Genomic DNA, 13,130 nt, shown 5'->3' with positions numbered 1-13,130 from the left:
TCATTTAAAAGGAAATTTATCGTTTTACGGACATGTATATTACAGATTTCTATAGGTCGTATATAGACAGGATATCATCGCTTGGAAGTTGTCCTTTTTGACACCAATCAGTAATTTAGTTCTCAGGAGTTAATGGCAGTGCTTTTCGTACATAGTTTCATAACTACAGTATAGCATAGTATATCGCTTTATAGTTTTCACTATTGATGAACTGCTTGAGCTGCTGTGATAAGGGTTAACTTGTAAACATCATCTGCATTACATCCACGAGAGAGGTCGTTAACAGGCTTGTTCAAACCTTGCAAAACAGGACCTACTGCCGCAAAGCCACCAAGACGTTCAGCCATCTTGTATCCGATATTTCCTGCCTCGATACCTGGGAAGATGAAGACATTTGCTTGACCAGCTACCGTACTTCCAGGAGCTTTCAAAGCTGCAGTTTCAGGAACAAAGGCTGCATCAAATTGCAACTCACCATCGATTTCAAGGTCAGGGCGCAAGTCGTGAGCAATTTTAGTTGCTTCAACGACCTTATCAACGCTTTCACCAAAACCTGAACCTTTAGTAGAATAGCTTAGCATAGCAATTTTAGGCTCGATTCCAAACATCTTAGCTGTGATTGCTGAGTTGATGGCAATTTCAGCCAAAGCTTCTGCATCTGGATTGATGTTGATAGCACAGTCTCCAAATAGGTAACGTTCAGAGCCACGAACCATGAGGAAGGCACCTGAAGTACGAGTTACATTTGGACGAGTTTTAATGATTTGTAGGGCTGGACGAACTGTTGAAGCAGTTGAATGAATCGCACCTGACACCATTCCATCAACCAAGCCCAAGTAAACCAACATAACACCAAAGTAGTTTACATCTTCAACCAAAACCTTGCGTGCATCTTCTTCAGACATTTTGCCCTTGCGACGCTCCACCAAGGCAGCAACCATTTCTTCAAATTGAGGATAATGTTGAGGGTCAATGACTTCATAACCATCCATGATCCCTTCAATTTCAAGATAAATTTTAATTTTTTCAGGATTTCCAAGCAAAACAGGAATCACTTCTGTTTCTTTTACCAAGCGTTTAGTTGCTTGAAGAATACGTGGCTCTTCCCCTTCAGGGAGAACGATACGAGCATTTTTACCAACCAGGTTGGCTTTGAGACTTTCAAAAACTTCCATGAGTTTTCTCCTTTAAGATAATAATTATACTCTGAAACAGTTTTTATAGAGTATTAGTTGATAACTGGGTAATAAGGTTGCTAAAATCATCCGGCAAGGGACTTTCTAACTGCAAGTCTTGCTTTAAAAATGGATGATAAAAAGATAGGAAATGGCAATGCAGAGCCTGACGTTGAATGCCGTCATCCAAGCTACCACCGTACAAATCATCGCCCAACAAAGGAAAACCAATATGAGAAAAATGGACTCGGATTTGGTGGGTTCGTCCAGTATGCAGACGAATATCAACCAAGTGGATATTTCCATAAGAAGCGACAATCTTGTAAGAAGTATGGGCATACTTTCCACCTTTAGCCACCCGTCTGGTGATAATAGAGTCTTCGTCACGCGCAATCGGGGCAATAATTTCCCCCTCTGACTCCAAGTGTCCATCACCTTTAACCAAAGCAAAGTAGCGTTTTTCAATGGACTTCTTCTGCAACTGCTTGTCCAATCGTGCATGGGCATAGCCGTGCTTGGCAAAGAGCATCGAGCCAGAAGTATCCCTATCAAGCCTGGTCACAATGTGAACTTGCTGATTTTCGTAATTTTGCTTGACGTAGTAACCCTTGATAAAATTGGCAATGGTATTGGAGTGGTTAACACTAGGAATAGAGGCAACTCCATAGGGTTTATTCAAGACTAGAAAGTGGTCATCCTCATAGAGAATATCCAGTGGGCGCTCGATAGCTTCCAAGGTTTCAAAGCCTTCCTCAGCGGGAATATCGATAGTAACGCGGTCCCCAAGATCCAATAGATAGGTTGCATTTTGTGGTTGGTCATTGACCAGAATAGCCCCACCTCGAAACTTAATCTTGGCCAGAAGCCCCTTAGAAACCTCGTGCTTTTTTAAGAAGGTCTTAACCTTGACATGCTCATCTGCGATAAATTCAAACCTCATTCGTCCACCTCGCCGATAAAGGCATCCTTAACACGGTTCCAGAAACTAGTATGGCTAGGAGTCGCGACAAAGTGAATCTTATGATGATCGATTTGATACTCAATACGCTCAATATTACGGAAAGAATAAACGCTATTGTCAACCGAAATGGTATGGTAATCATTTCTCGTTGGAATGAGTTCAATCTTATCCTTCTTAGGAACGATAATGGAAGAGCCCAGCGTTCGATAGACACGATTATTGAGGCTGGCAATTTCCGTTAATTGCAAAGCTTCAATGGTAGGGTGTAAAACAGCACCGCCAAGAGACTTGTTATAAGCCGTACTACCAGTCGGTGTTGAAACTGTTAGCCCGTCTCCACGAAAACGTTCAAAGGGAACACCATTGATGACAATATCTGCCACCATGGTTCGATCAGACCTGCGGATGCTGGCTTCATTGAGGGCACGAAAAATCTTGACCTCTCCATTTCCAAGAAAAACCTTCACATTTAGAACAGGGTAAGAAACCCTTGCTCCGGTATCTAGCTGCAAATTGGTCATTAACTTATCCAACTCAAAATCACGATAATCGGTATAAAAGCCCAGATGTCCTGTATGAAGACCGATAAAGCGTACCTTATCAAGTTGGTCTTCATACTTATGAAAGGCCGATAAGAGCATGCCATCTCCACCAATGGAAATGACAATGTCCGGACTGCTATCATTGAGTATAAACTGATTTCTTTTCAAACGATCTCGCAATTCATACAAAACCCTTTGACTCTGCGGTTTTCTATTGGCTATCAGGTCAATTCGTTTACCTGTATTCTTCATCTGTATCGTCACTGTTTCCTACACCGTCGTTTAATTTTCTACTCAAAGGATCAAAAAGTGCCTGGGCTTCTTGGATATCATCACGAATTTCACCCATTTCTTCATCCAACTGATGGGCGATTCTAGCTGTAATTTCCAGTCGCTTCTTAATCTCCTCTGGGAAATCCCCTTGGTACTTGTAGTTGAGAGAATGTTCTATCGTTGCCCAGAAATTCATGGCCAAAGTACGAATCTGAATTTCCGCCAAAATGGTCTTGGCTCCATTGATGGTATCAACCGTATATTCTACTACCACGTGATAGGAACGGTAGCCTGAAGCCTTTCGATGAGTAATGTAATCTCGCTCCTGTATGATTCGCATATCCTGACGCTTATGCAAAATCTCCACTACTTCCTTGACGTCATCTACAAACTGAACCATCACACGTAAGCCAGCAATATCCTGCAAATCGTGTTCCAAGGTTGCATAAGTAATGCCACGACGAGCCATTTTTTCTTTGATGCTCTCAATTGGCTTGACCCGACCCGTCACAAACTCAATCGGAGAATGCTTATTTTGCTTACGATATTGCTTGCGAATACCACGAAGTTTAATCTTTAACTCACCAACAGCTTGAATGTAAGGATCTAGAAATTCTTCCCATTCTAAGGTCATATATTCTCCCTTGTTCTCATATTATCCGTCAAAAATATCTTTGATTTTTTCTCCAGATTCATATACAATAAATACAATGCTTATTATACCATAAGTGAAAAACGTTTACAAATAGTTATCATCACTTGTAAATAGTTGAGTTTTTACTTATTTTTCGTTAAAATCATTTACACTAATTTCCATCGTTTTTTTAAATCGTATTCATCTTCGTATTCATTTTTACAATCATCTTTGCCCGTATAGTTGAGAAGGTTGCAATTTAATTCTAATAGTTTATAAATAGAAAACCGTGATTACTCACAGTCTTTTAAAAATAAAATAAAAAAACTCCATCAAAACTATTGACATTATGCAACAAAAGTTGTATAATGGATACATAAGGTTAAGGAGGAAACCTTAGACAAGGAAACTAGTAGAAAGGAACATGAAATGTTTAAGTTCAAAAAGAAACCACTCAAAGCAAAAACAAATAAGCTAGTAGTCAAAATAAACTTATTTATAATCAGCTTTGAATGGCACATCGAATTTGGATAGTGAAAAATCACTATCCACCCCTTCGGGGGTGTACTTAAATTATAACAGGAAAAACAATGAAAGTAAATCTTAAAGTTAGAAAAACCACCAAGCGTGAAAAAGTTGAATTTATTATTGGACTTCTTCTACTCCTATTTGCAGTTTGGTATTTTACGAGGTAATATATGTCAGTAGATATTGAAGCTATCCGCTGGCTTTTAGACAACGCCACAGCCTATGCTATTAGCAAAAACTGTGGCATGTCTATTCAGGCCGTGGACAAGTATAAAAATGGTGTATCGGATATTATGAATATGCGTCTAAAACACGCTATCAGCATGATAACATACGCCCAGGAACTTAAAAAGCAGTGATTTCGGTCACTGTTTTTTATTTTTAACAAAACACCGTTTTTGACAATAATACACCACGATTTCCTCTCCATATTATTCATGTAAACGCTTTTTTGAACAATAGGATTGTGATTTTGCTTTCTAATCGTTCAAAATGTGTGTTTTTGAAAAATAAAAAAACCGCAAGCCTGAGCCTGCGGTGAAAAATTATTCTTTGTCTTTGTTTTTATTTTGATTATTCCCTGTAAACAAACCAATTAGCCCTAATGCAGTAGTTCCAGTTAAGACACTACCTGCAATTTGTTTATCTGTTGCTATTAAGTAAATTCCACCAATAATAACAACGAGGGCGATTAAAAAGCCAAATAACTGTCCCAATTTATGAGAAGCAATATTCCCTGATAAGTATTTATCTTCCATCTCTCTACGATGTTGGCTTTCTGCAATACCATTATCAATAATCTTTTGAGCAGCATCCGGATATAGCTCTTTATATCCTTTGAGAATATCTGGATGAGGTAGGTCACCTTGATAGATTTCCAACTTCTGTAAAACTACTTGACGCTGTTCATGTGGTAAGCGCTCGACTTCATCAACAATATTATTGACTTCAATCAAATCTTTATTCTCGGTATCCAAATTTCATTACCTCTTTCTGAATGCCCATCGTTGATTTCTTGTAATCACTTTTGACTTTCTTCCAGTCTGGGACTGTATCAGCTTTTACTTTCGAAATGTTCTGGTTAAAGCTAAAAACAGGCAATACAATTGCTGTCATACCAAGTAAAAAAGACTTAAAGTATTGAGGTTGTTTTGTATTTTTTAACATCCCAAATTCCTCCTACTCGCTCCATAATATTTTTTTGAATTAACTTGATTATGACATCTTTCTTTAAAAAAGTCAATGTTTCTTACTCTTTTTAACAAAAAAATCCCCACAAGGACGAGTCCTGTGGGGTAGATAAACATTTTAGAAAAGTTTTCCTTTCCTTTTATTTTTTTAAATTATTTAGTCGTAATCAAGACGTCTGGCTCTACTGTGAACTCTGGCTTGTCTGCCATTGTTCCGTCTGGTTTGAGGTAGTACCAGCCTGTTCCGTCCGCAGACTGGATAAAGGCGTTTGATACCATGGCACCTTCTTTACCGTCTAAGTAGTACCAAGTCTCCTTGTACTTGACCCATCCTGTCTTCATAGCGCCCTCTACGTCGAAATAATACCACTTCTCAGCGATTTTCTTCCAGCCTGTCGCCATTTCACCTGACTGGTCAAACCAGTACCAGTTGCTGTCTGTGTGCTTCTTCCAGCGGTCTGCAAACATATAGCCTGAGCCGTCAAAGTAGTACCAAGTGCCGTTAATTTTCTCAAACTTATCTTTTGAATAAGAGCCGTCTGAGTGTACATACCAATAGCCTGTATCGTTCTTCTTCCAACCTGTTTCAATTGTCAAGCCACTTTCAATATCCTGCTTGAACTGTTCACGGCTAATGCCCCATTTGGCAAGATAAGGATACGGGTCAACGTGGTCTGAATGGTTGTCTGGTTGGTTATTGGTACAGTATTCATGTGTTTTGATACCTTCCAAACTGCTTGTATCAAGCGTTTTCGGCAAACCTGCTTCATCTGCTAGATTGCGTAAGAGTTCGATATAGAGACGGTAGTCTGTCATGAACTCTTCTTTAGTTGAATGGCTTTCAATCAATTCAACTGCCGCATAGCTTTCCGCATTCCAATCGCCCCCAACGTCCCAGGCACCATTATTTACAGGACCGACCTGCAGGACACGACCGTTACCAACCACATGAGAGAAGAAACCAAGCTCAGGGTTCTTTCTGTAGTGGTAGTCTGCCTCATTTTGAGCGGTAGAATTACGGTTCCCCGTAGAGTGAGCGTGCACTTGTCGATATGGCGCATAGCCTACTTGTGGCAAGCCTGTACGTAGTCTGCTTGTATCGATATCCATTACTCTTGTCCTTTCCAAGCGTCGTTCATCTGTTTCACGGCTGACTCCACAAAGGTATCCAAGTCCTTATTGGTCATACTGATATTATATTTGGTCAGCTCAGCTCTAACTTTATCACGAGCTTGCTCTAGCTTTTCATCACCTTTATAACCTGTCTCAGCAGCCACCTGCTCCACGGCATTCACTGCATTCTTGGCTAGGATTTCAGCGATGATTACCGCTTTCTCTCCGCCTTTACGCAAAAGATAGTCTTTCACCATTTTCACGATACTGCCTACTGCTACTGCTAAAAAGCCTGTCGCAAAAGCGATAATAAATTCATTAAATTGTGTCATGTGTTGTTTCCTTTCTATTCTCTATAAAACTTAACATTAACGCTACCTATATACTCCCTTAAGTTTGTACCAGTTAGATATATGACTCCTCGGTTATACATATCAGCCTGAATTCTTATTAATTTGCTATTATTGAGTTGTACATATCGTATAGCAGCAACCTTAATATCATTACCTTTAATATCAATATTGTACCCACCCCAGTACTGCCACATTCTTGTGTTTAACACTTCCAATAATAATGACGGTCCACTCGACCACACCAACCTATCGCCAATATAGCGCTTGACAATCTCTCTACTTCCTAACATGATTCTTACTCTATCTCTCATAGCTTCACCTACTTAAAAATATCGTAAATCGTGTGAGGGTCTTTGGTAGTAATAGCATCGTACTGCTCTTGCGTACCGGCCCAATAGTTGAGTGCCTGCGAACCGTTCTGATTGACAATGTTCTGACCTGGAACTCCACTTCGCCCTTGTTCACCATCGTTGACATTATCCAAATGGGTAAAAGCAGAGGCTCTCAATCCTCTGTAATTCACTTCAATGCGAACTTCAAACCAACCACCAGAACGCTGAGAAGCACTCCATGTGCCAAATTTTCCTGCTGAATCAGGGGTCTGATTTCTCAAAGAACGCCAGTTTGTATAGCCAAAACCACGATAGTAATAATCAAGAGTATAGCCGCTCGTGACTGCTTCGCCATCGTAGAATACATCCGCAAACAAATTCAATCGGCTAGTAGAGCCATTCTTATAAGAACCCTCAATACGAACGCTGGCATTCAAACTATGCCCATTATCCCCTTTTAAGCTATCCCGTTGAGTCGGTGTCAGCGTATCGAATGATGGACGATTTTCTAAGGCGGAAATCCTAGCCTTGATGGGGATATCATTGTACAACTCCCATTTTTGGGCATAAGTAGACAAGTCTTGGTGGGAGGTCAAGTAGCCTTTCTCTTCCAGCTCCGCTTTTGTAACGAGGGTTTCTGGATGGACTTTCGGTCTACTCTCAAGGGTGTCCAGTCTTTTCTTAACCTCCCTATCCTTTAGCTCTGAGTCTTCTTTGATAGCCTTGACATCCTCACCGATTGCTCTTGCTAGATTTTCAAGGTTACTCATAGCACTCACGCTTTCGCTGCGTTATAGGTTGCGACCAAGTCAACATTGGCAATCTGGTCTACACGTCCGCTGACTTCAGTTACTTTGCCAAGAAGTGCGCTATTTTCATCTTGTCCCATACTTGTGATTTTTTCCGCGATTTCTTTCAGTGTGTCCAAATTCTCAGGCGTTCCTTCACCCAAGATTTCAGCCTTGACCTCTGATTTAGCTTGAGAGATTGCTTGGTTCATGTCAGACGTGCTGACTTTCGTTTTCAGCTCTTCGTTTACCTTTTTGTTATCTTCCCCCACTGCCTGCGCAAATGCTGTTAATTTTGTAGTATCCATTTTGTGTTACACCTTTCCTAAATTGTAATAAAAGAGTAGGTCTGGCAATTCCTGACCTACTAGGCTCTCGCCTACAGTTCTACCTGCAAGCTGTTTTTTTACTTCTTCTGCGATATCCAGCTCTTTTAAAGCATGGACTTCCTCTGTGACCAATTCTTTATCTGAGGCCACTATCTTGATATGGACAGATTTATCACTGGGGAAAACATAGCCTCCAGCCGTGATTTCCAAGCGATAACTCCCAATGGGCAAGATAGCGTCCAGATGAAAACTCACACCTTGACCGGTAACGGTTACCTGCTTCTTCCACTGGTAGCCCTCCTTGGTCAGACTGATCAGTGCCTCCTTCCCTTCCAGAGAGGAGATGACTTGGTAATCTTCGTCTAAGAGGGCAAAACCAAAGGTGGAAGCCAAGTCCCCTTGCTTAATCAGGTGCCCACCGTCAATTTGCCGCAAATTGGTCATATTGAGATTACAGACCATTCTGCACCTCTTTCTTTACTGTTTACTTTGTATCAAGGTTTTCAGTTCTCTCACATCTTCACCTAGCGATTTGACCTGTTCAGCCAGCACCAGAATAGCCTTATTTTGTTCGTCATGGTTATCCAATCTTTTGTTAGCCGACATTCGAAATTCGCGTAAGTTCTCAATGTCTTTTTCTATGGCTGTCATGCGATTTTCCTGCTTGGTTGCCCTGTCCTTCATGGAAAAGTACAAGACAACCACAGGAATCAGAGAAAAGAGAAACCGAATCAATAAGTGCTCAATCTCTGTCATAAACACCTCGCTAGTTTGCCAGATGGCTCAAACCACGTCGCTTCAATTCCTTGCGCACACGGTCTTTCCAGCGTTTATGTACCCATGAAAAGTCAACTGCTCCACGTTCCAGTAGGTTGATGTACATGTCGATTTTGGCTTGGTCTAGTGTAATCTTACTCATTGCTGCTACCTCCATTGTCTTCACTAGGGCTCTCTTGGTTTGTCGTTTCAGAAATGTCATCTTCTTTCTCGCTTTCTTTCTTATCTTCTACCGCTGGGGTTGGTTGTGCTTCTTCAGTTTGCTTTTCTGTGTCCGTAACCTGAGGGGTGTCCTCCTCTTTCTCCTCCTGGTCAGACTCTCCTTGAGCTTCCAGCTCCTCCAATCGCGCTAAGATATCCTCAATATCCTGAGCATTCTGGAGATTGACCTTCTGCATGCCATCCATGAGCTGATTGGCTCTCTCCAGCGCTTCCGTCGTCTTAGCCAATTGTTCTTGGTTCTTGACAATGGCACTAGTCGGGTCCAGTTCGGTGCGAACCAATTCCAAAACCGCTTGGATAAGGGCGTCCTCACTATCCTGTGTGTGGTCACCTGGCAATTCGCACTGCTCATAAGAATAGCGCCCCTTGTTTTCCATCTTGATTGCGACAACTGTTACATTTTCCCCACCTTTCAAGTAGGGATTAATTGCTACTTCGTAATTCATTCCTTATTTCCTTTCATTTTAGCTTGCGTTTCGTCAAAAAGTTCTTTAAGCGCTGGGTCATATTCCAGCACCGCCTTAAAGGCCTGTAATTCAGCCAAAGCCAGCCTATGGTGTACATTTAAATGCGCATAGTTCAATTCGATATCAGCCAAACGGTCGACGAGTGACTCAGCGACTAGCTTGTCGATTGTGTGATTATCCATGTCTGTTCTCCATTTTTTCTATTTTTTGATTTAATTCTTGAATGGCCTTGATTAAGTAAGGCACCAATTCAAATGTGCGATATGAATATGCACCGTCAGGATTCTCATAGAATGCTTCAGGGGCATATTTCTGGACATCCTGAGCCATGATACCACATGAGATATCCTCAATTTGGCCATCGTATTCTTTACGATAGCTGTAAGTCTTCAGCTTTTCGATGACATCTAGACCAGATACTTGACTGTCTTGAATATTTGATTTATAGCGACGGTCTGAGATTCTTTTATTCATCTCAATCCAGTCGCTACCTCCGTTACCTTGTCTATTCAAATATAGCCAGGTACCTCCTTGTGAAGTATCTTTCCATAATTTATTATATATAGGTGAGTAAAGCCACTCACCGCCACTATAAGTGATACGACCAGACACCCTCAAACTACCATTTATCACTGCTCCATTTGAAAACGACGGTTGACTATAAAAAATTCACTCTTGATCTATCCGAAAAGTCAACCCTACCGTGAAAATTTGCTCCGTTTCGGCAATGCATGTTTCCTAACGTTGTCACATACCAAGCATTGGGGCCAGGACTGTTCCAATTGTAACCCCAGTTCGCCCAAAATGCGGTATTTTCGCCATTGTAGCTTCCGCCTTCGCCGTTTCCCATGCCGACCGAGAATTGGTTGACACCAGAAATCCAGCGACCTCTTCCTTGAGCAAAACGACCAATTGTAAACCCTCCTATTTGACCCTGATAAGCTTCTAAGAAAGTCGAGCGATTCACAACTGATTCAATCTTAGTCGCAAAGATACGTTTAGAAGTTAGTTCTCCAATAAAGGCGTCGTTGGCAATAAGTTTCCTAATAAACGCATCATCAAATCTCACTTTATCAGCTGTGACCGCTTCGGCAGCTAAAACAGCTGTCGTTACTGAACCTGATTCAAAATTAGCTGTCTTCAACTTATCAACCATGGCAGACTTGATGACTGCTCTGTCAATCAGGGTCTCGCCTGTTATATGGGTTAATTTCCCAGAAAGACGATTATGACCATTGGCTCCTAGATTGATACCCGAAATCAAATCACCTGCACTGTTGATGTTTTGAACCAACCAGGAGCCAGCTAGTTGAGTCATTTTTGTTTGCGTTGCTTCAAGCTTCTTATTCGCATCTGCGACTGCATCTTCTGGATGTGGTTGCCATGTTCTAGGTTTATAACCTTTGTACAAGTCAACTTCTGTAATATACAAATCAGCTGTTCCTGATGATGAGCCATTGTTCTCAAAACGAATGTAAGCATTATCCATTTCTCCGGAATTAAAAGTTACTGAGACATCTTCGCATCTAGAGGTAGATAGTTTCTTGCTACTAACAACTTTCTTAAAGATTGTGAATCCATCGCTCTCGCCTGCTCTTCGTCCCAAAATATAAACATCATAGCTTGCTAGAGCACTGTTGTTAAATCCTCTAAAATTCAGTACATAGTCAGTATTTCGTTCAAGATTAAAACGGTGACTAGACAAAAAGTTTTTGTTTTTAGTTGCATTGCTTAAACGCATAAGGTCTTTCTGCCCGTTGTGATAAAAGCTATGCTTAACCAATCTTCCTAAATTTTGAGTTGAGACCCATTTATTCGTATCATTTTTAAAATCACTATTCTTAATGAGGTTAGGGCCGCTTACACTATATTTCCCAACCTCAACCTGAAACAGTTGATTGGTCATAGCCATGCGAGCAACCTTATCCGCAATTCCATTTTCAGTATTGCCCAAAATCCGCTCGTAAAGTTCACTGGTTTCCTTAACACGCTGGAAGTCAGTAGTCTCTACCTTACCTGCCAGTTGATGGGATAGGTTCGCAATGTTCCTGGTCATATCCTGCTTATAAGTTGTTATTTGGCTTGAAATATCCCTAAATGTCCCGTCGGCAGATTGACGATAGCTAGCTATTTGGCTAGTTATTTCTCTATTCGCACTCGTTTTAACTCCTTCAATTCTCCGATGAATCCCCTCCACGTCTTCTTGATAGCTTGATTTCCCTACATAATCTCTGGATATCTGCTCACGAACTGCTCTTGCTTGTCTCGCGCTCTCCTCACGAGTATAGCGCTGTAAGCTTTCCTGTCTTTGACCATCTTGAGTAACATAGGCCTGAACAGCCGACAAATCCGTTCGCAATTCCTGCGCTGTTCGCTCAAAGCTAGCCTTAGCTTGTGTGATGAGACCATTGGTGTCTTCAAGCGCTGGACTCCAGTCTGTCGCTAGGGTACCTTTTTCAAGTTTAATCCTACGAATGAAAAGAGTTCCTTCGTATCCTAAATCTGAATTGAATAGGATCATCTGTAGCTTGGATTCAGAGGGCGCATCCTCTTTAAAAAATACCGGACCTGTAAGCCTAAATCGCTGCCACTCCCTAGTCGCAGTGGACTTTTTTTGTCCCTCTATACCAAAGCCATTCCCACCATTATGCATCATGTGGAAAGGAAAAGAACCATCAACTTCATCGAGTTTATAATCAAACGAGAGAGTCCAAGTTGTCCCAATATCGGACTTTGAAAGATAGGGATCTAGATTATCAAACACAAAACCAAAACTAAAAGGAGACTGTTGAATTTTCTCGGAATCACGATAATAGTTCCGACCACCAACTTGCATATTTGAAAATTCTTCTCGCAATTTTCCAGCTTCAGCCACAACTAAGGTCTTATCTGCCTTGTCCTTGGTTGCGTTCAGGATTTCCTGGCGGATAGAGCCAGCTCGCACCTCAAATTCAGCCTGACTCAACTTCTGATTTAGTTTGTTCTGCGTGTCTGTCTCAAGACTCTTCACAGATTGCCGGATATTCTCAGCAGTCACGTTGAGGGAGCTGATATCCGCTTTGGTTCTGAGACCTTCAGTCAAACGCCTCACTCCAGCATCAAGCGCATCAGCGCGCTGATTAAAACGAGAGGTCATTGTTGAAATACGAGTAGAGCTCTCTTCTTGTATACGGTCTATCTGACTCGTCAGAGTCTCTGCTGTTTGCCTGACTTCTGATTTGTTAGCTTTCCCTTCCATTCTGTTCGTCAGTGCAGTTAGCCTGCCTTTAGTCGTCTCTTCATATCTTGCCTGAGAGCTTCTGACTCCAGCCAAGTCATTCTTTATCTGACCGAGAGCTTGAACTTGTTTGGAAATGTCAGTTTTAAGTTGCCTTTGCTTGGAGCTTATATCATTGGTAACTGTCTGCTTTAGAAGATTCAAATCACCCGACAAAGCCGTCTGAGCA

17 protein-coding genes and 1 pseudogene are annotated in these 13,130 nt (G+C 41.4%); 1 reads left to right on the top strand and 17 read right to left on the bottom strand.

Annotated elements, in window-relative coordinates; all coding sequences use genetic code 11:
* Positions 1–200 precede the first annotated feature (200 nt).
* From pta to HT709_RS00450, 4 genes are read right to left on the bottom strand one after another with little or no spacing between them, the layout of a single operon-like run.
* The gene (gene pta / locus HT709_RS00465; protein ID WP_000451579.1) at positions 201–1,175 is read right to left on the bottom strand and encodes a phosphate acetyltransferase; all 975 of its coding nucleotides are present in this window, start codon (positions 1,173–1,175) and stop codon (positions 201–203) included.
* Positions 1,176–1,218: 43 nt separating this feature from the next.
* Positions 1,219–2,115 (bottom strand): RluA family pseudouridine synthase, encoded by an 897-nt coding sequence (locus tag HT709_RS00460; protein WP_054393139.1) that lies wholly within the window; start codon positions 2,113–2,115, stop codon positions 1,219–1,221.
* Positions 2,112–2,930 (bottom strand): NAD kinase, encoded by an 819-nt coding sequence (locus tag HT709_RS00455; protein WP_000799048.1) that lies wholly within the window; start codon positions 2,928–2,930, stop codon positions 2,112–2,114. The genes HT709_RS00460 and HT709_RS00455 overlap by 4 nt, the downstream gene beginning before the upstream one ends.
* Positions 2,914–3,585: a GTP pyrophosphokinase family protein gene (locus HT709_RS00450; RefSeq protein WP_172925404.1), complete on the bottom strand. Its 672-nt coding sequence runs from the start codon at positions 3,583–3,585 to the stop codon at positions 2,914–2,916. Before HT709_RS00450 ends, HT709_RS00455 begins: the two co-directional genes overlap by 17 nt.
* A 698-nt stretch (positions 3,586–4,283) precedes the next feature.
* On the opposite strand from HT709_RS00450, the gene HT709_RS00445 reads away from it, so the two are divergent.
* Positions 4,284–4,472 carry a hypothetical protein gene (locus HT709_RS00445; protein ID WP_000109850.1) on the top strand — a complete coding sequence of 63 codons (189 nt, stop codon included), beginning with the start codon at positions 4,284–4,286 and terminating at the stop codon, positions 4,470–4,472.
* A gap of 186 nt (positions 4,473–4,658) precedes the next feature.
* Here HT709_RS00445 and HT709_RS00440 read toward each other — a convergent pair whose 3' ends face one another.
* From HT709_RS00440 to HT709_RS00380, 13 genes and pseudogenes are all read right to left on the bottom strand, one after another.
* Positions 4,659–5,090, bottom strand: a complete 432-nt coding sequence (locus HT709_RS00440) for a DUF2335 domain-containing protein (RefSeq protein WP_000379281.1) — start codon at positions 5,088–5,090, stop codon at positions 4,659–4,661.
* A complete protein-coding gene (locus HT709_RS00435) occupies positions 5,074–5,280 on the bottom strand; it encodes a hypothetical protein (RefSeq protein ID WP_000917045.1) in 207 nt (68 codons plus the stop codon). The genes HT709_RS00440 and HT709_RS00435 overlap by 17 nt, the downstream gene beginning before the upstream one ends.
* A 176-nt stretch (positions 5,281–5,456) precedes the next feature.
* The gene (locus tag HT709_RS00430; RefSeq protein WP_172925403.1) at positions 5,457–6,413 is read right to left on the bottom strand and encodes an N-acetylmuramoyl-L-alanine amidase family protein; all 957 of its coding nucleotides are present in this window, start codon (positions 6,411–6,413) and stop codon (positions 5,457–5,459) included.
* The gene (locus tag HT709_RS00425; protein WP_054388048.1) at positions 6,413–6,748 is read right to left on the bottom strand and encodes a phage holin; all 336 of its coding nucleotides are present in this window, start codon (positions 6,746–6,748) and stop codon (positions 6,413–6,415) included. The genes HT709_RS00430 and HT709_RS00425 overlap by 1 nt, the downstream gene beginning before the upstream one ends.
* 14 nt (positions 6,749–6,762) lie before the next feature.
* A complete protein-coding gene (locus HT709_RS00420) occupies positions 6,763–7,080 on the bottom strand; it encodes a hypothetical protein (protein WP_023937803.1) in 318 nt (105 codons plus the stop codon).
* An 8-nt stretch (positions 7,081–7,088) separates the two neighbouring features.
* Positions 7,089–7,871, bottom strand: a complete 783-nt coding sequence (locus HT709_RS00415) for a hypothetical protein (RefSeq protein ID WP_000067166.1) — start codon at positions 7,869–7,871, stop codon at positions 7,089–7,091.
* Positions 7,872–7,876: 5 nt separating this feature from the next.
* Entirely contained in the window at positions 7,877–8,197 is a 321-nt protein-coding gene (locus HT709_RS00410; protein ID WP_050207561.1) for a hypothetical protein, read from the bottom strand.
* 6 nt (positions 8,198–8,203) lie between these two features.
* On the bottom strand, positions 8,204–8,680 hold the full coding sequence (locus HT709_RS00405) for a hypothetical protein (RefSeq protein ID WP_000227062.1): 477 nt from the start codon (positions 8,678–8,680) through the stop codon (positions 8,204–8,206).
* Positions 8,681–8,695: 15 nt separating this feature from the next.
* Positions 8,696–8,974 carry a hypothetical protein gene (locus HT709_RS00400; protein WP_000134981.1) on the bottom strand — a complete coding sequence of 93 codons (279 nt, stop codon included), beginning with the start codon at positions 8,972–8,974 and terminating at the stop codon, positions 8,696–8,698.
* A 10-nt stretch (positions 8,975–8,984) separates the two neighbouring features.
* Positions 8,985–9,137: a hypothetical protein gene (locus tag HT709_RS00395; RefSeq protein ID WP_000036642.1), complete on the bottom strand. Its 153-nt coding sequence runs from the start codon at positions 9,135–9,137 to the stop codon at positions 8,985–8,987.
* Positions 9,130–9,663: a hypothetical protein gene (locus HT709_RS00390; RefSeq protein ID WP_023937845.1), complete on the bottom strand. Its 534-nt coding sequence runs from the start codon at positions 9,661–9,663 to the stop codon at positions 9,130–9,132. The genes HT709_RS00395 and HT709_RS00390 overlap by 8 nt, the downstream gene beginning before the upstream one ends.
* Positions 9,660–9,866, bottom strand: coding sequence for a hypothetical protein (locus tag HT709_RS00385; RefSeq protein ID WP_000368698.1), 207 nt, complete (start codon positions 9,864–9,866; stop codon positions 9,660–9,662). The genes HT709_RS00390 and HT709_RS00385 overlap by 4 nt, the downstream gene beginning before the upstream one ends.
* Positions 9,859–12,922 (bottom strand): annotated as a pseudogene (locus tag HT709_RS00380) (tail fiber domain-containing protein). Before HT709_RS00380 ends, HT709_RS00385 begins: the two are co-directional and overlap by 8 nt.
* Positions 12,923–13,130 lie beyond the last annotated feature (208 nt).

Origin of the sequence: Streptococcus sp. 1343, from assembly GCF_013277355.1 — a bacterium.
GTDB classification, from domain to species: domain Bacteria; phylum Bacillota; class Bacilli; order Lactobacillales; family Streptococcaceae; genus Streptococcus; species Streptococcus pseudopneumoniae.
The sequence above is the reverse complement of the archived record's forward strand: the minus strand, read 5'-3'. Positions and strand labels throughout refer to the sequence as shown.

What these genes read in the sequence shown, in the direction of transcription:
- pta (WP_000451579.1), bottom strand. Translation starts at nt 1,175, where the DNA reads ATGGAAGTTTTTGAAAGTCTCAAAGCCAACCTGGTTGGTAAAAATGCT.
- HT709_RS00460 (WP_054393139.1), bottom strand. Translation starts at nt 2,115, where the DNA reads ATGAGGTTTGAATTTATCGCAGATGAGCATGTCAAGGTTAAGACCTTC.
- HT709_RS00455 (WP_000799048.1), bottom strand. Translation starts at nt 2,930, where the DNA reads ATGAAGAATACAGGTAAACGAATTGACCTGATAGCCAATAGAAAACCG.
- HT709_RS00450 (WP_172925404.1), bottom strand. Translation starts at nt 3,585, where the DNA reads ATGACCTTAGAATGGGAAGAATTTCTAGATCCTTACATTCAAGCTGTT.
- HT709_RS00445 (WP_000109850.1), top strand. Translation starts at nt 4,284, where the DNA reads ATGTCAGTAGATATTGAAGCTATCCGCTGGCTTTTAGACAACGCCACA.
- HT709_RS00435 (WP_000917045.1), bottom strand. Translation starts at nt 5,280, where the DNA reads ATGTTAAAAAATACAAAACAACCTCAATACTTTAAGTCTTTTTTACTT.
- HT709_RS00430 (WP_172925403.1), bottom strand. Translation starts at nt 6,413, where the DNA reads ATGGATATCGATACAAGCAGACTACGTACAGGCTTGCCACAAGTAGGC.
- HT709_RS00425 (WP_054388048.1), bottom strand. Translation starts at nt 6,748, where the DNA reads ATGACACAATTTAATGAATTTATTATCGCTTTTGCGACAGGCTTTTTA.
- HT709_RS00420 (WP_023937803.1), bottom strand. Translation starts at nt 7,080, where the DNA reads ATGAGAGATAGAGTAAGAATCATGTTAGGAAGTAGAGAGATTGTCAAG.
- HT709_RS00415 (WP_000067166.1), bottom strand. Translation starts at nt 7,871, where the DNA reads ATGAGTAACCTTGAAAATCTAGCAAGAGCAATCGGTGAGGATGTCAAG.
- HT709_RS00410 (WP_050207561.1), bottom strand. Translation starts at nt 8,197, where the DNA reads ATGGATACTACAAAATTAACAGCATTTGCGCAGGCAGTGGGGGAAGAT.
- HT709_RS00405 (WP_000227062.1), bottom strand. Translation starts at nt 8,680, where the DNA reads ATGGTCTGTAATCTCAATATGACCAATTTGCGGCAAATTGACGGTGGG.
- HT709_RS00400 (WP_000134981.1), bottom strand. Translation starts at nt 8,974, where the DNA reads ATGACAGAGATTGAGCACTTATTGATTCGGTTTCTCTTTTCTCTGATT.
- HT709_RS00395 (WP_000036642.1), bottom strand. Translation starts at nt 9,137, where the DNA reads ATGAGTAAGATTACACTAGACCAAGCCAAAATCGACATGTACATCAAC.
- HT709_RS00390 (WP_023937845.1), bottom strand. Translation starts at nt 9,663, where the DNA reads ATGAATTACGAAGTAGCAATTAATCCCTACTTGAAAGGTGGGGAAAAT.
- HT709_RS00385 (WP_000368698.1), bottom strand. Translation starts at nt 9,866, where the DNA reads ATGGATAATCACACAATCGACAAGCTAGTCGCTGAGTCACTCGTCGAC.